Annotated in this window: 19 protein-coding genes; 15 read left to right on the top strand and 4 right to left on the bottom strand. The window is 40.7% G+C overall.

Annotated features, from left to right (window positions below; genetic code table 11):
- Window positions 1–35 precede the first annotated feature (35 nt).
- The 3 genes from Q9312_RS07995 to Q9312_RS07985 all read left to right on the top strand — a co-directional run bounded on the left by Q9312_RS07995 (window position 36) and on the right by Q9312_RS07985 (window position 2,773).
- Complete coding sequence (locus tag Q9312_RS07995; protein ID WP_309204069.1) at window positions 36–1,244, top strand: response regulator; 1,209 nt, start codon at window positions 36–38, stop codon at window positions 1,242–1,244.
- 282 nt (window positions 1,245–1,526) lie between these two features.
- Window positions 1,527–2,129: a YfbM family protein gene (locus Q9312_RS07990; RefSeq protein ID WP_309204068.1), complete on the top strand. Its 603-nt coding sequence runs from the start codon at window positions 1,527–1,529 to the stop codon at window positions 2,127–2,129.
- A 212-nt stretch (window positions 2,130–2,341) separates the two neighbouring features.
- Window positions 2,342–2,773 (top strand): hypothetical protein, encoded by a 432-nt coding sequence (locus Q9312_RS07985; protein WP_309204067.1) that lies wholly within the window; start codon window positions 2,342–2,344, stop codon window positions 2,771–2,773.
- 2 nt (window positions 2,774–2,775) lie between these two features.
- Here Q9312_RS07985 and Q9312_RS07980 read toward each other — a convergent pair whose 3' ends face one another.
- Entirely contained in the window at window positions 2,776–3,666 is an 891-nt protein-coding gene (locus Q9312_RS07980; RefSeq protein WP_309204066.1) for a DMT family transporter, read from the bottom strand.
- Window positions 3,667–3,951: 285 nt separating this feature from the next.
- Between Q9312_RS07980 and Q9312_RS07975 the strand changes: the two genes are divergently transcribed.
- Window positions 3,952–7,335 (top strand): methylmalonyl-CoA mutase family protein, encoded by a 3,384-nt coding sequence (locus tag Q9312_RS07975; RefSeq protein WP_309204065.1) that lies wholly within the window; start codon window positions 3,952–3,954, stop codon window positions 7,333–7,335.
- Window positions 7,336–7,445: 110 nt separating this feature from the next.
- On the opposite strand, the gene Q9312_RS07970 is transcribed toward Q9312_RS07975, so the two are convergent.
- Together Q9312_RS07970 and Q9312_RS07965 are read right to left on the bottom strand one after the other, a co-directional pair.
- A complete protein-coding gene (locus Q9312_RS07970; RefSeq protein WP_309204064.1) occupies window positions 7,446–7,673 on the bottom strand; it encodes a PGPGW domain-containing protein in 228 nt (75 codons plus the stop codon).
- Between the two features lie 153 nt (window positions 7,674–7,826).
- Entirely contained in the window at window positions 7,827–8,624 is a 798-nt protein-coding gene (locus tag Q9312_RS07965) for a CPBP family glutamic-type intramembrane protease (RefSeq protein ID WP_309204063.1), read from the bottom strand.
- A gap of 440 nt (window positions 8,625–9,064) precedes the next feature.
- On the opposite strand from Q9312_RS07965, the gene Q9312_RS07960 reads away from it, so the two are divergent.
- The 10 genes from Q9312_RS07960 to Q9312_RS07915 all read left to right on the top strand — a co-directional run bounded on the left by Q9312_RS07960 (window position 9,065) and on the right by Q9312_RS07915 (window position 15,443).
- Window positions 9,065–9,817: an S-methyl-5'-thioinosine phosphorylase gene (locus Q9312_RS07960; protein WP_309204062.1), complete on the top strand. Its 753-nt coding sequence runs from the start codon at window positions 9,065–9,067 to the stop codon at window positions 9,815–9,817.
- 53 nt (window positions 9,818–9,870) lie between these two features.
- A complete protein-coding gene (locus Q9312_RS07955) occupies window positions 9,871–10,233 on the top strand; it encodes a DUF5329 domain-containing protein (protein ID WP_309204061.1) in 363 nt (120 codons plus the stop codon).
- Between the two features lie 172 nt (window positions 10,234–10,405).
- Window positions 10,406–10,939 carry a DUF7010 family protein gene (locus tag Q9312_RS07950; RefSeq protein WP_309204060.1) on the top strand — a complete coding sequence of 178 codons (534 nt, stop codon included), beginning with the start codon at window positions 10,406–10,408 and terminating at the stop codon, window positions 10,937–10,939.
- 211 nt (window positions 10,940–11,150) lie between these two features.
- Entirely contained in the window at window positions 11,151–11,384 is a 234-nt protein-coding gene (locus Q9312_RS07945; RefSeq protein WP_309204059.1) for a hypothetical protein, read from the top strand.
- Window positions 11,359–11,715 (top strand): low molecular weight protein tyrosine phosphatase family protein, encoded by a 357-nt coding sequence (locus Q9312_RS07940; RefSeq protein ID WP_309204058.1) that lies wholly within the window; start codon window positions 11,359–11,361, stop codon window positions 11,713–11,715. The genes Q9312_RS07945 and Q9312_RS07940 overlap by 26 nt, the downstream gene beginning before the upstream one ends.
- A gap of 20 nt (window positions 11,716–11,735) precedes the next feature.
- Entirely contained in the window at window positions 11,736–12,224 is a 489-nt protein-coding gene (locus Q9312_RS07935) for a hypothetical protein (RefSeq protein ID WP_309204057.1), read from the top strand.
- A 124-nt stretch (window positions 12,225–12,348) separates the two neighbouring features.
- The gene (locus tag Q9312_RS07930; RefSeq protein ID WP_309204056.1) at window positions 12,349–13,470 is read left to right on the top strand and encodes an MBL fold metallo-hydrolase; all 1,122 of its coding nucleotides are present in this window, start codon (window positions 12,349–12,351) and stop codon (window positions 13,468–13,470) included.
- A complete protein-coding gene (locus Q9312_RS07925) occupies window positions 13,445–13,783 on the top strand; it encodes a hypothetical protein (RefSeq protein WP_309204055.1) in 339 nt (112 codons plus the stop codon). The genes Q9312_RS07930 and Q9312_RS07925 overlap by 26 nt, the downstream gene beginning before the upstream one ends.
- A gap of 80 nt (window positions 13,784–13,863) precedes the next feature.
- Complete coding sequence (locus Q9312_RS07920) at window positions 13,864–14,244, top strand: hypothetical protein (RefSeq protein ID WP_309204054.1); 381 nt, start codon at window positions 13,864–13,866, stop codon at window positions 14,242–14,244.
- 689 nt (window positions 14,245–14,933) lie between these two features.
- Window positions 14,934–15,443 carry a hypothetical protein gene (locus Q9312_RS07915; protein WP_309204053.1) on the top strand — a complete coding sequence of 170 codons (510 nt, stop codon included), beginning with the start codon at window positions 14,934–14,936 and terminating at the stop codon, window positions 15,441–15,443.
- On the opposite strand, the gene Q9312_RS07910 is transcribed toward Q9312_RS07915, so the two are convergent.
- Window positions 15,429–15,863: a hypothetical protein gene (locus Q9312_RS07910; protein WP_309204052.1), complete on the bottom strand. Its 435-nt coding sequence runs from the start codon at window positions 15,861–15,863 to the stop codon at window positions 15,429–15,431. The two genes, Q9312_RS07915 and Q9312_RS07910, sit on opposite strands and share 15 nt — an antisense overlap.
- Window positions 15,864–15,924: 61 nt before the next feature.
- Here Q9312_RS07910 and Q9312_RS07905 point away from each other — a divergent pair, with 61 nt between their 5' ends.
- Window positions 15,925–16,320, top strand: a complete 396-nt coding sequence (locus Q9312_RS07905; protein ID WP_309204051.1) for an MAPEG family protein — start codon at window positions 15,925–15,927, stop codon at window positions 16,318–16,320.
- Window positions 16,321–16,325: the final 5 nt, after the last annotated feature.

The raw sequence follows: 16,325 nt of genomic DNA, 5'->3' as shown, positions 1-16,325 counted from the left end.
AAGTTTAGGGATAGGTATAACTGGGTGTGATTGCAGTGGCAAAAATATTAGTCGTGGATGACGATCCCATGGTGCGCATGGCGCATGAAAGGATGTTAGCTGATAACTACTCTGTCGACAGTGTTGATTCTGGCAACGCTGTGTTTTCTTTTTTTGAGCAAAATAAGCCCGATGTGGTTTTATTGGATGTCGACTTGCCTGACATTAATGGGTTTGAGGTGTGTGAACGTCTGGCATCCGAAGGTCAGCTTGCTGAAACGTCGGTGATTTTCGTATCCGCTCATTCTGATATCGACACACGGATTCAAGCCTTCAATTCCGGCGCTGACGACTTTATTTCAAAGCCTCTCGATCCAGAAGAATTGGTATCGAAAGTCAAAGTACTCGACGAGCGCAAAAAGTCGATGGCACGGATCAAAAACGATTTAAAAGACGCTCAGCAAACCGTTTTAACTGCCATGTCGACCAGCAGCGAGCTGGGACGAGTCATGCAATTCGTTGAACACTCTTTTTCGCTTCACTCAACCGCCGAACTTATGAAAAGCTCTTTTGATTTACTCAATGCTCTTGGTTTATCGACGGTAATGATGACCGAAGTGAATCGCGTGCGTGATTATTTTTCGCATGAAGGAGCGATAAAACCAATTGAACAAGAGCTGCTTGAGGTATTGCGCGATAAAGGCCGTTTTTACGATTTTAAAATGCGCACACAGGTGAATTATTCTCACATCTCCTTGTTGGTCAAAAACATGCCGTTGAACGATCCGGATCGGTATGGCCGCATCAAAGACTTATTGCCCGCCATTGTCGGGTGTATTAACTCAAGGCTTTCTGAAATAGAAGCGCAACAAAATGTTTTGATGCAGGCGCAAGAACTCATTCATTCATTTGAAGTGATTCAAATGACCATGCGTTCGCTAACCGAGTCACTCGGGAATAATCAACACAAAGCGACTGAGCGTTTGCATAAAATGGTTGATGAACTGCAAGTGTTCATTCAACGACTGGGTCTTGAAGAAGACCAAGAAGAGCGAGTGATTAAATACGTTGATGACTCAGTCGAAGACTCGCTAGCGCTGCTAGATGCTGGCGAAACTATTTTTACTTCCTTCGAAAATATTTTGACCCATCTTCAAGAGACGGTTGAAAAGCAGGGTAAAGTAGTCGAGCGTATTTCAAGAGATCAAAGCAGTTCACAAAACGCCTCCGATGTTGCCGACAGCCTAGATATTGAGTTATTTTAGCTCAAGATTGTTTAAATATTACTTCAAGACTGTTTATAGCGCTAACCTCCCCTTTTCGCTAAGATAGCTAGCTTTTGAGTAGTATGCCTTTCAATGGGTTTAAATCAGCTGATACTAATCCGTGCATTAGCCGCGTATTTCAAAGGAAGTGCTCTTTAAAAGGGATGGTTCTCATTAAAAGATGATTCTGTAAAAAAGATGATTATCAAAAAGATTATTCTTCAGTAATGATTAACGGAATAATTGTGTTTATCACGTAATTATTTAATAAGGAGTTAAATTATGGGTATGTGCTTTGTAATGCACAGTGTGTCGGATGACAATGGACGAAAGGTCAAAGATAATCCAGTGCTAATCTGGCAACTTGTTGCTCCAGACGACCCAGAAATTTTTCAAGACGCTTTAAATGAGAGTCATCGAGTGGGTTTCTTTGCAAAGTTATTCGGTAAAAGCGCTCCAAAGGAAGCTCAGATTTCAGACTTAACGTTTTTCGAGGGTGAAAATCAATACCATGACCTTGATAAAGCGTGGCATGGAATTTATTACTGCCTCAACTTATCGGAGTTGAATGCAGAGCCTCCATTTAACTTTATTCTAGAAGGCGGAGATGTCATAGGCGATATTGATGTCGGATACGGACCTGCTCGCTGGTTAAACAGCGACGCCGTAGCTGAACTTCATCAACATTTATCCGCAATTACCAACGACTCACTATCTGATAATTATCACCCGATTAAAATGGATCAACTGAATATTTATCCCACTATTTGGGAGCGCGATGGACCTGACGGTTTAGAGTATATTCTTGAGCATTTTAATGGGCTAAAGTCATTCATTAACGACTGTGCTAACCAACGATATGGAGTGGTGATGTATTTTAGTTAGCCGTTCGAGGAATCTAGGTGTGAGGTGCTTGACTAACATTCGAACGCAGAGATTCGAGTATAGTGATTAAAAATTAAAGATCTAAGATCAAAAGTAGCACGCCTAAGAGCTAGAATACTTAAATAGTAGAATGGCTAAATAGGAAATTACCTAAAAAGTATTTTGGCTTAAAAGTAGATTAACTAAAATGAGTAAACAAAGGAAGTTCACCTATGCAGTGGAGTCAGGTTCATCCTTTTATCGAAGGTCATCCAGAAGATTTACTTGAAGTGTATTTTGAGCCAATGAGTCGAATGAAATGGCAGAGGTTATTTGATTGGTTGGTACCGCATGCGCTTCGAGTTGAGAATCAGTTTGGCGTAATCGAGCCGACAGAATTGAACTCAAAATTTTTTTTAGATCAAACGATGAGTTATGTTATTGACCTGAAAACGGCCAATGATATCGCGGTTAGTTTGTCTTTAACTGAACGAGATTTTCTATTATTAGAAGTCTCTCTAAGTGAGTTGAGCCATGAGTTTCAGTTCACTGATTTTATCAACTATGTCACTGAAATGGCTAACCGATTGTCGGTTGATAAATACTCGATTTGTCGAGAGTTCAATCGGCAAAATCCTTTTATTATCAATGGTGTCTTGGTCTAGCCTTAAGATAAAACGACCAGCACAACACCCGCTATCGTTAAGCCACTACCAATCCATTTGTTCTTCGATATGGGCTCTTTAAGAATAATCGCCGCGAGAATAACAATAAATATAAAGTTTGTTTCATTTAAGATGGCGGCAATCGACGCGGACGTATATTTGTAACCGGCTAACCATAACGACATGGCAATAAACGAGCCCGTAACACTGGCGGTGATGACCATTGGCCATTGATCAATGGTTTTAATTCTTTGCCAACATTGCTTGTGTTGCCGCAATAAAAACAGCCATGCAAGCATGCCGACAATACCGATTGTGAGTCGCAATCCGGTAACGTAGAAAAACGGTTCTTGCTCGACAATGGGCTTGATCATCACAACTCCGAGCGCTGTTAAAAAGACGGAGGTCGCGGCATAGGCAATACCCTTGATCGGATGTTTTTTATTGTCGAGTTGTGGGGATTTATCGAGACTGATAAAAATAATACCTCCGAGAACCAGAACGAGACCCAGCCACTGCATAAAGCCGAGACTTTCATTGAGGTAAAACATCGAAAGGATAACGACACTCGGGCTATAAAGTGCTGCAACGATTCCAGTTGCTCCTGCTCCAATGGTATTGAGCGCTTTCATATAAAGAGTATCGGCAATAGCGATGCCGATGAATCCACTGATGATGACCAGTATCCAATCGGTCATCGAGAAGTTAGGGACCAATACGCTCTCTACGGCCCAAGAAGTGATAATCAGTAAGAGTGCCCCGATGATATTCTTAATCAGGTTTAATTCAAAGGCAGGAAGCCGCGTACCTATTTTGGTGAATAATATAACGGCGATAGCCCACATCAATGCACTAGAAAGTGCAAAGATTTCACCTAAACCAATAACATCCATAAAAACGACTTGCTCTACATAAGTGGACCGCTTGAGGGGCGCTAGTGTAAAGAATCTGCAAAGTAAGAAACAGTGTTTTTTTATGAACAGATCGTACCAGTAGGCCATTTCACGGCTTATTGCGATTAGAAACAGCGAAATTTTTCATATCTCGTGGTTCAGTGGTAAAATTTGCCTCCCGAATTTTAAGCGTAACTCAGCAAGATTCAGTGAAATCTTGATTATTTATTAAAAAACAAAGAGTTACGAGTTTAAAGCCAACATAAAGTACAGGTGGTAACACTTATGGCCGATAAATCAGTTCCTTACCAATCTCAGAATAAAGTACGGGTTGTGACCGCTGCTTCCTTGTTCGATGGTCATGATGCGGCGATCAATATAATGCGCCGTATTATTCAGTCGACCGGTTGCGAAGTCATCCATTTGGGCCACAACCGTTCCGTGCAAGAGATTGTTGACTGTGCGATTCAAGAAGATGTGCAAGCCATTGCAATGACTTCATACCAAGGTGGGCATGTTGAGTATCTAAAGTACATGCACGACTTATTAGAAGAGCGTGGGTGCGGGCACATTAAGGTCTTCGCTGGCGGCGGTGGCGTTATTCTTCCTGATGAGATTGAAGAGCTGCACGCCCATGGCATTACTAAGGTTTATTCGCCTGACGATGGCCGTGAAATGGGGTTACAGGGCATGATCAACGATTTGGTTATGCGCTCTGATTTTACCACCGGAGCGAATATCACTGATGAAGCCTCTCGCGTGTCGGCGCGTGATCATCATGCGTTAGCCAGATTGATTTCGGCGGCGGAGAATCATGGCGAGCAAAGCCGTGATTTGTTGAATGAGATCAAAGCAAAGGCGGACGCTTCAAAGACACCGGTCTTGGGTATTACTGGAACAGGCGGTGCTGGTAAGTCATCCTTGGTGGATGAGTTAGTGCGCCGCTTTTTATTAGATTTTGAAGATAAAAATATTGCGATCATTTCGGTCGATCCATCCAAGCGTAAAACTGGCGGAGCCTTGTTAGGTGATCGCATCCGTATGAATGCGATTAACAATGAGCGTGTGTATATGCGTTCATTAGCCACTCGCCAATCAAACTTAGCCTTATCGCCGCATGTGCAAGACGCGGTCAATATTGTAAAAGCCGCCGGTTTTGATTTAGTTATTTTAGAAACCTCAGGTATCGGACAATCGGATACCGAAATTGTTGAGCATTCTAATATGTCGATGTATGTCATGACGCCAGAGTTTGGTGCCGCGACGCAACTTGAAAAGATCGATATGCTTGATTTCGCCGATATTGTCGCGATTAATAAGTTTGACAAACGCGGTGCGTTAGATGCGTTGCGAGACGTTAAAAAACAGTATCAACGCAACAACACCTTGTTTGATAAAAATGTTGAAGATATGCCGGTATACGGAACCATTGCTAGTCAGTTTAATGATCCCGGCACCAATGCATTATACAAAGCGATTATGGATGAGTTGGTCGTTAAAACAGGAGCTGAATTAAACTCCAGTTTTGAAATGACGGATGAAATGTCAGAAAAAATTTACATCATTCCTCCTAAGCGTACTCGTTATTTAGCTGAAATTGCAGAGAATAACCGTAAGTATGATGAGTGGGTGAACGAACAAGCCGAAGTCGCTGAAAAATTGTATGGTCTAAAACAATCGATGTCGACCATCAATGAAATGTCAGACAGCGCTGGCAATGAGGTTGTTCCGACTTTAGAAAAAGCTTATCAAGAAATTGAACTAAAATTGGATGGTCAAAACCGTAAGGTACTTGAGACTTGGGATGATAAAAAACAAGCATACGAGTCGGACGAGTTTGTTTATCAAGTGCGCGGTAAAGACATTAAAGTTCAAACCAAGTCAGAATCTTTGTCACACAATAAAATACCTAAAATTTCAGTGCCAAAATATCGAAGTTGGGGCGATATACTTAAATGGAACTTACAAGAAAACTTTCCGGGTGAATTCCCTTACACCGCGGGCGTATTTCCATTTAAACGCGAGGGTGAAGATCCAACGCGTATGTTCGCTGGTGAAGGCGGCCCGGAACGAACCAACCGACGTTTTCATTACGTGTCACTCGGCATGCCAGCAAAACGATTATCGACCGCCTTCGATTCGGTAACCTTGTACGGTGAAGATCCTGATTTTCGTCCTGATATTTATGGAAAGATTGGTAATTCAGGCGTGTCGATTTGCTGTCTTGATGACGCTAAGAAATTATATTCTGGATTTAATCTTGCCGATCCAAAAACATCGGTCTCGATGACCATCAATGGTCCGGCACCGATTTTAGTCGGTTTCTTTATGAATGCAGCGATTGATCAGCAATGTGAAATCTACATTAAAGAGCAGGGACTAGAAGCCGAGGTTAAAGCAAAAATTGAAGCCATCTATAAAGAGAAAGGGCAACCAGTACCTACTTATCAGGGAGAACTTCCAGAAGGTAATGATGGGTTGGGCTTAATGCTTCTTGGGGTAACCGGTGATCAAGTGTTACCTCAAGACGTTTATCAAAAAATTAAAACCGACACATTAAGTGCGGTTCGCGGAACGGTTCAAGCGGATATTCTAAAAGAAGATCAAGCACAAAATACCTGTATTTTCTCAACGGAATTTGCGCTGCGTTTAATGGGTGACGTTCAAGAGTATTTTATTGTTAATAATGTTAGAAACTTCTACTCCGTGTCGATCTCTGGCTATCACATTGCCGAGGCGGGGGCTAACCCGATTTCTCAATTGGCATTTACCTTAGCCAACGGATTTACCTTTATTGAATACTACCTTGCTCGTGGCATGGATATTAATAAGTTCGCGCCTAACTTTTCATTCTTCTTTTCAAATGGAATGGATCCTGAATACGCCGTGATGGGACGTGTTGCCAGACGTATCTGGTCGAAAGCGCTGAAACATCTTTATAAAGCCGATGCGCGTTCACAAATGTTGAAATATCACATACAAACATCTGGGCGTTCATTGCATGCGCAAGAAATTGACTTCAACGATATTCGAACGACTTTGCAAGCGCTGTATGCTATTTACGATAACTGTAATTCATTGCACACCAATGCTTATGATGAAGCGATCACCACGCCGACGGAAGAGTCAGTGCGTCGTGCAATGGCCATTCAGTTAATTATTAATCGTGAATTAGGTTTAGCGACCAATCAAAACCCGCTGCAAGGCGCGTTTATTATCGAAGAGTTAACCGAGTTAGTAGAAGAAGCGGTATTAATGGAGTTTGAGCGCATTTCTGAGCGCGGTGGCGTTCTTGGTGCGATGGAAACCATGTATCAGCGCTCTAAGATCCAAGAAGAGTCTTTGTACTACGAGACGCTTAAGCATACCGGTGAGCTTCCCATTATCGGTGTAAATACCTTCTTGTCATCGAAGGGTTCTCCTACCACGATTCCTCAAGAAGTTATTCGTTCGACTAAAGAAGAGCGTGAGTACCAAATTGCAACCGTCGAGAAGCAACATGCTCGATTTACTGATGAAGGCACCCAAGTATTAAATGCCGTTCAAAATGCAGCCTTGGCGAACCAAAATATATTCTCTGAGCTGATGGAAGCGACCAAGTACTGTACCTTGGGGCAAATTTCTAATGCCCTATATCAGGTAGGTGGGCAGTATCGACGTAACATGTGATACTGATTAGGTGTTAAGCGTTGTAATTGAAGTGGCTTAACCGAGCTAAAAAAGTTTTAAGGGCGATATTTCATCGCCCTTTTTTTATCCCTCCAATAACCGGACGCATACTAACGACGAAAGGCTCGCCATTTCTGGTCCAGCCATTCGGCTGTTGCCCGCATTCTTTGTTGAAAAATCCGTAACCAACGCTTTGCAATTGGGTACTCGGTTGCGAGTAATGCTAAGCCAAGTGGAATAATCAAAATGGCCGGGCCAGGTAGAATAATAAAAACCACACCAATCAATACGATGGCCAAGCCTATGAGGGTGACTAATGTCTTTTTAATTAAACGCATAGATTTCCTGTCTTGCTTAAGTCGGGTTTTTTAAAAGCTTTCTTTTGACTGGAAGCAAATACGAGGCCATTTTATTTAATTTATTAATTTCAATGGGTTAACGACTTTCGAAAGCGTACTTCGACGTATCAAATCGCCGAATTTTCGTCAAATTTACGAATATCCTGCTTTTAGTAAGGTGAAGGGACGCCAGTTTTTGTGCTGATACTCGAAGCAGAAGCGGAGGATTAAATAGAACAGCAGTAGGTAGGCGAACGCACTAAAGTAAGTAACTAAAGGTAGTTCTGTAAATAGGTGATAGTAGTGGTTTTGGTGAACGGTGAGTTGAATGAGGCTAAATATGGCATGAGCGGTAATCGCTGAAACAAGCCCATAGCGAAGAAAAATAAACGAGAGAACGAATCCGTAAAAGAGCATCGTCCAGTCAAGTTGAACGATGGCATAAATGCAAGAAGCAATGAGTACGCTCAGTAAACTGCAAAATCGCTGGAGTAAAACCAACAGCAATAAAAATCGAAATTCAATTTCGATCAATATTGGGCTGATAAATGTTGAACGGACGATTTGATCAAATGGCAGGCTTGGAGTTTTTGGTTCGATACTTAATATTTTTTGCAATTCATCTGGGCTAAAAAGAGCGTAGGTGACAAACGTTGCTGAATGATGAATCGGAATAAAAAAAATACACAGCAATATAAATAAGGTAATGCCTAAAAATTGCCCTTGCTTTTCATTAAGGTAAGAAAAGCTGTATTCAAGCAATTGATTGGTGATCTTTTCTCGCTTAAAAATAAGTAATGCAAATAGGCTCAGTGCAATAGCGTGAAAAATTTCGTAGTAGAGGTTGTAATAGGCAAGGTTATTTCGGGCTAGTTGTAGAATAAGCAATAGCAGTAATTTATAGCTAATAAAAAGCAATAAGTATTTAGTTATCCCTAATTGATTATTCATGAAAAATTCCTTTTTATGAATTGTATGATGTCAGATATTGTCGAACATGCTTAGTAACTTCCTGTCACAAAGAACATCCTTGTTCTATTTACTCAACGAGTCAATGCGTTGATTTAGAGCTGGCTTCTATGGCGAAGCAAAAGAACATTAAAAACTGACCTAGATGAATTCAATAAATAATTCATAAAAATGCACTTTAAACTCTAGAAGAAATGATATTTCATATCACTATCGTCGACCAGTTATCGCTATGGAACAGATTATCTTTGGATGTGATTATTTTTTGATGACCGATTTTCCTCGGATTTATAGACCTGAAATCTACTACGCGCGCCCATTTCGCTCCGACTTGACCGATATACCAAGCAATTAGGGATTGTTATTTTTAATTGGGTTATTGATAATGACGCAAATAATCTCAAGGAAATAGGTAACCAAAAGTGACTAAAGTAGCTTTAATCTGTGGTACCGACTTACGTCAATACGCAGGACTCGAATTAACCGAAGAATTGAGTTTAACGTCTGAATATGGCGAAGTCTCATCGACGGTGTTTAAATCATCACTATTCAATAATGATGTGTATTTTATGGCGCGTCATGGCGTCAATTCGTCGATTGCCCCGCATCAAATTAATTATCGAGCCAATATCGATGTTCTTGGACAGCTAGGCGTCGAGCAAATTATTGCCGTGAATACGGTGGGGGGCTTACATGACTCTATGGCTCCGGGTACTTGGGTTTGCCCAGAACAGATCATCGATTACACCTATGGACGCGAACAAACCTTTTTTGATGGTCTGCATAAGCCGATGAAACACATTGACTTCAGTTTTCCATTTGCCCACAGCTTACGCGATTCGATGATTGACTATGCCAATCAAGTTGGTATGCCAATGTCTCACTTCGGAACCTATGCGGTGACACAAGGTCCAAGGTTGGAGACTGCCGCTGAAGTGCGTCGCCTGCAGCGCGATGGTTGTGATTTGGTCGGTATGACCATGATGCCAGAAGCCGTTTTAGCAAGAGAGTTAGACATAGGCTATTGCTCATTGTGTTTGGTGGCCAATTGGGGCGCTGGTATGGAAAAACAGCCTCTAGATATAGACGCAATTTATGCTTTGGTTAAAGCTGGCTTTACCGATGTGGTCAGTTTCTTGTCTGATTACTTGAAACAGCTCGAATCACCGAAATAAGTGTAAGGTTGAATAAATACCGATTTATAAAAACTGAATGTGAAGGAATGATTATGAAGTTTAAGTTCACGATGTTGCTTGGCGGCTTATTGCTGTTGGTTGTTGCCTCAAACGCACATGCCACTACTGAGACCATGCAGAAAGAAATTAATCACCTACTTAGTTTTATTGAGCAGTCCAGCTGCACCTTTGTTCGCAATGGTGATGAGCATTCGGCTAAAGATGCGCTCAAACATATTAAACGTAAATACGATCACTATGAAGATGATATCGATTCAGCTGAAAAATTCATTGAGCTCAGTGCAACAAAGAGCACTATGTCAGGAAAGTTTTATTACGTAAGCTGCGATGGCGACAAGCAAAAAAGCCAAGATTGGCTTTTGGAAGAGCTCAATCAGTATCGTGGAAGCAAATAGTCTTGCCGAAGAAAGTCGTTCGTCGAAGTAAGTTGTATGGTAGGTTGGGTTAGCGCAGCGTAACCCAACAATGTCATTCAGACATAATTTAAGATTGATGCATCATATGCGTCTAACAATATGTTTTGATTACGCAAGCGTGTCATTGGGGCAAACGAAAGGAATTAAATGGATGGATTTTATCCAGTCTCAAAAAAATATGGTCGAATCCTATGTTGGTGGAGCGACTGGAGCTTTAGCGTCTGGGGTGATTTGGTGCATCGCAGGCGTTGTCGGGATTTATCTGCAACCAATGCACAGCATGATTACCTTGTTTATTGGTGGAATGCTTATCTTCCCTCTTTCTATGTTGCTTTCAAAGGTGTTTGGACATTCCGGTAAACATGCGTCTGATAATGTGCTTGGCAAATTAGCGGTTGAGAGTCTGGGTATTTTATTCGCAGGGTTATTCATAGCTTTCGTCGTTGCTCAATTTAATAGCGCTTTGTTTTATCCGATTATGCTGCTTGCGATTGGAGCCAGGTATTTGGTTTTTCAAACACTTTATGGATTAAGAACTTATTGGGTACTCGGTGGGCTACTAATGCTGTCTGGCTTTTTAAGCGCAGCTTTATCATTGCCGTTTATTGCTGGAGCATTTATTGGCGGTGGTATTGAAATCGTATTTTCGATTTTGATTTTTTACCAAAGTAATACGATAAAATAGACAGTTGAGTACCTAGCGAACTTCGAATAGATCTGAATGTGGTCGAAAGGGGCTTTAGCCCATTATCAGGATTTAAACCCTAAAAAGAATTTAAACCTTAAAGACAATTTGAACCCAAAATAAAAGTTGGGGCGTTAATTATCACCGTTGAATAGATTTCTTTCCGTATTACCGCGGCTGCTGAACCCGGTAATGATTAAAGGAAAGAGCAATGAGTAATAATAGAAACAGAGCTTGGAGACGGTTCAAGAAGAGAATCAATCGAAGCAAAGGAATGGGATCGGGCGAGCTGTATAAGCCTGAAAAGAACTGGAAGTTAATGTACTTACGTAGAAATAAGCTCGCAAGAGCTAAGCAACTAGGTTTTGACTATCCGGTCAAAAACCAGCGGCAAATCGTCGAGCAGGAGGTTACTTCGAATGAATCGCTCTTCGATGAAGAGTAGTGTTAATCTGCTCTTTATTTGCAGTCGTAATCAATGGCGCAGTCCAACGGGCGAAGAAATCTGGAGAAAACGCTCTGGTTTTAATGCCCGGTCGGCAGGCACCAGTCCTAATGCAAAAAGAACGGTTAGCCCGGCGGATATCCGCTGGGCTGATTATATCTTTGTTATGGAAAATAAGCACAGAAGCCGTCTTTTAGCAGAGTTCACTCGCTTGATTGAGCATAAACCACTATACGTACTCGATATTCCTGATGAGTATCAATATATGGATCCGGAGTTGGTGGAAGAAATCGATGAGAGAGTTAGGCTTATTTTGAAGCAAGAAAGTTAAAAATTTTTTGAGGAAGCGCCATGTGGAAGTCCTTTATTTTGCTATTGTTTGCTTCAACGGCTTATTCAGAGTCACTATCGAATAACTCGTATAATGGTGTTGCGATTGGCGTAACTGAATCTGAAGCGCTCAAAATTTTAAAGTCTTTCGAAAGCACCAAGGATTCTTATGAACCTGGTTCAACTTGTTATTATTTAATTTCTAACGACACCAATAATAGCGATGTCCACTTTATGATATTAGATGGCGTTGTATCAAGGATTGATGTAGTCGGTAACAGTCAGGTATCGACCAAAGAAGGTGTTCGCATTGGTTCGACTAAAGATGATGTCATGAAAACCTACGCAAGTGTTAAGGCGACACCGCATCCTTACATTGCGCCTGATGGGGAATACCTCGAAGTAAAAATAGACGACAAGCTAGGGATGATATTTGAAACTGAAAACGATGTAGTGACTCGTTTTCGTCTTGGTGATCAATCAATACATTTCATTGAGGGGTGTTTGTAAGCTCTCCTCAGCTCAGATGGAAAAGCTCCATTGTCTTATTTAACTCAAAGTAATGCTTAAAAGATCTGTATTTAATGTTTAAAAATTATACGGTTAACAAGTTTAAAAGTTTTAAGGAAGTAATATGTTAATTCGAATGCTGACTATAGCGAGTATCTTATTGTGTAGTTGTGTGGCAACCGCTTCTGAGCAACCACAAGAACTAAAAGTTACCGCGCTTTCTGAGAATGTTTTTTTACTCACGGGAGAAAGGGTAGGTGCGAATGTTGGTTTAGTCATTGCCGATGAAAAAGTATTGCTAGTGGATACTCTGGTAAGCAAACATTCAGAGAAATTGATTAAGGTCGTTGAGAAGCTAACAAAACTCCCCGTGACATACATCGTTAATACGCATGGCGACTTTGATCATACCGGGGTAAACGAACACTACCGAAAACAAGGTGCGCTGGTTATTGGTCAAAAGAACATTAGCCACTCAAACGTTGATTGTGACCTATGCTTTAAAGATTACCTTGCGCTTAATTTAAGTGATGATATTCAAATCGAAATGAAGAGTGCGGTTGCACACTCGTTCTCTGATGCGATTGTTCATATTCCATCCGCTAATGTCGTATTTATGGGTGACATATTGACGAACATTTCTCATCCAACTTTTTACCAAGGTGGCATAGCCGGCTTAGACAAGGCTATTTCTTATGCCCTTAACCTTGGTGACGAACAGACCAAATACATTGCCGGACATGGGTTTGTTATCAATGCAAAGCAATTGCAAAGCTATCTGGCGGTAACCAAAGAGCTGGCTAATTTAGTCGTCTTAAAACATCGCCAAGGAGAAAGTAGCGAAGCGATTTTTAAGAGCCCTGAGTTCAGTCTTCTGTACTCTAAATTTGACAATAAAGTGAGTTTTCAAGATACAAACCCAGAGAGACTCAAGCGTTTTATCGAGCGAATCCTTGCAACTGAGATACAAATCGATTCAAAGATCGACGTGAGACAATATGCAGGTCAATATCAGTGGGACGATACGACGCCCTTTCAACTTGTGCATGAAGATAATCAGCTACTGTATAAAGAGTCCAGCCAACGCATTGTTGAGCTTCTTCCAGTAAGTGAAACCAAGTTTATGGTTCGCGGCCAGATGGGGGGATATTACCAGTTTGCTTTAAACGAGCAAGGTAATATAGACTCAGTGACTTATGTGACTTCAAAAGAGTCGAGTTATGTGGCAACTCCAGTTGCGCAATAAACCGTTATGTATAAATATGAAAAGTAGTGAAACTGAATATACGGAATTTGAAGTTCCCGTTACGTTAAAGGTATCTTTAATTCTCGTTGTCGCTTCCTTAAGTTCTGTAGCTCTTGTGAACGGCATGGAAAGTAGGTATCTAGCCACTGTGGCATTTGCACTAGGAAAAAACGTCCTGTTTATTCCTGGGGTGTTCGTATTATTTGGTATAGTTCTGAAGCTTCGAGATAGAGAGTTTAAATTAAGCAATGCTTACTATTTAGGGTTGCTAATGTCTGTGGTACTTTCGGTCAAGAGTTTAAGTGCCGTATAACAAAACAAGACTGCGTGATATACAACCACTCATTTGTATTCGCGTTTGGCTGCCATTGCTTTAAATGTTAATTAGTAAATATGAAGATAAGAGCATACGCAATTATATCTTTGATATTCGCAATTCCTTATACAGGACTTTGTGCATTCGGCATTATGTTTTTAATTGGAGACTTTGGCAGTTTTTATCCGTTATTAAGTTTCGTGTTTGGTGTTTATTCCTTCTGGCATTTGTTCTTTAATGCTATCGAGCAATCAAATATATTCGAACGCAGATTCTATCTGTATCAACTTGGAATGATTCAGGCTGCAATTTATCTAGCGGTCTATGTGAATGGTTTTGAGGAAGTGCTATTTTTTATTGGATCAATTTTGCCAATTATATTTATCAATATGTACCAATATGAAAAAATAGTGAACAATAAAAGCAAGAAAGATGCGCTATCGCGCAATTCTCCTTAGAGAATTAGGCAATCATTATGAAAGCAAGAGAGCTACAAGAAAGATTGAGCTCCGAAGGTTGTAACCCAAATAATTTTTCGGTGTTAGGTAGAGGCGATGACGCTTATTGCTTGGATATGAAAGATGGTAAATGGGCTGTCTTTTACTCTGAGAGAGGTTGTGATTCAGAGCCTATCTTTACCTCCATAAGCGAAGATGAAGCTTGAGAATATTTCTTTAACTACGTTGTTAAGCAGCAACATTGGCACATTGTAGGATTTTTCGAGAAAGAATCTGATGCCGTTGAATTAGAAGAACGGCTTGTTTCAGCAGGAATTAATCCAATAAGGAACGATATTCCTGCCTACAATACCGTTAATGATCCAATGTATCGAGTCTTTGTTGTAGGGAAAGAGATTTTTAAAGTAAGGGAGTACCTAGGCCATGTTGCTTTCAATTAATCCTTGAAGATAATCAGCTACTGTATAAAGAGTCCGGCCAGCGCATTGTTGAGCCTGTTCCGGTAAATGAAACCAAGTTTATGGTTCGCGGCCAGATGGGGCGATATTACCAGTTTGCTTTAAACGAGCAAGGTAATATAGACTCAGTGACTTATGTGACTTCAAAAGAGTCGAGTTATGTGGCACGGCCTGTTATGAAATAAGTCAGATTAATAAGTCATACAAACTTAAACAATAGGAATAACAATAATGATAAGATTGCTTACTTTTTTACTGCTGACTGCTGCTAGCCTTTGTTTTGCAGAGCCGCCGAAAACTAAAAACGTTAAGTTTAGTGTTCCTGAAGGTTATGTGTCTTTACTCGACTTAGAGGAGCATCCGTTAAAAGATGGTTTAGAACAAATGGAGCAAGGCGACGATGGCATGAATGTTATTGATTGTTTGATTCTGTTTGAAGGCGATAAATTTCAGTTGGTTTCGAGTGTGATTATTGCCAAAGAAAAGATAGTTCAAGTCGATGATGTTGCCTATTTAAATAGTATTGCGAGTATGTTTAAGAGAGATAACTTGGGGGATTATCAGCCAAAAGAATGGCAACAAAACTATATTCGTCTCGACGCTACGACACAGCACATAAGTTATTTTGTTAAAACGGTCAATAAAAATCAATATGTCTATATTGTAAATTATCGGGACAATGAATTCCCTCAAGAGATCGAGCGATTGATTTTGAATGCGAGCTATTCATTGGATATTTAGTCCGGTTCTTATAGATTTTATTTTTAAATAGCCGGTTACTGTTGATCTTTTATATTTACACAATACCGTTATCATCACGACCAGACCAACTATTTGACCAACTTTTAGGCCCAATAGAATCGTCACATTTTTTACCGTCTTATTAGGTGACGCTTGAGTAAAATAGTGGTAACAGCTCTCGAGTTGTTTGAGTACTTCTTTCCAGCGATCAACTAAATCTGTGTCATTGTGTTGGTTTTCAAATCGCTCAATGGCACGCGCAGCTTGATTTAAATCAAGTCTCATTTCATCAATAGGGCCTTGTCGTTGTGCCCGTTTGATGGCTGTATTGAGGTAGCGACAAATATTACCAGCTTCGTTGTTACGCTTATCAATGGGTAATTGACTTGGTATCGGTGGACGTTGTGGATGGTTGTTCATTTCGTTGTTCCTGTGTTAGCAAATCGAGTATGCTAGGGCATTAATGCTTTTGGAAAATACAATGATGACCAACTTGCTCTTTCCAATGTTAGCACATGTCTTTTGGTTAGCTATTCTTTATAGCTTACTCACACTATACCGAGCGCCAGCAGTTTGGGGGGTTGCGGTATCTGAGCAAGTGCGTCAACACTGTAAACGTATTGAGCCAAGAATTAGCGCTAACTTATCTAACCAGTTCGAGTGGCCCATGCTGTTTTATGTCGCGTGTTTATTCGGCGTCATTTTGAAAACCGATGATTTTCTTTTGGGTGTATTGGCGTGGACGTTTGTTGTAGGTCGGCTTTTGCATAGCTGGGTTCAAATTGGAATGAACAATATTCGCTTAAGAGGGTTAGTTTTTACGATAAACTTTTTAGCCGTACTTGCAATGTGGCTACGACTCGCTTGGATAGCGTGATTTAT

The organism is Pleionea litopenaei (genome assembly GCF_031198435.1).
GTDB lineage: Bacteria > Pseudomonadota > Gammaproteobacteria > Enterobacterales > Kangiellaceae > Pleionea > Pleionea litopenaei.
The sequence above is the reverse complement of the archived record's forward strand: the minus strand, read 5'-3'. Positions and strand labels throughout refer to the sequence as shown.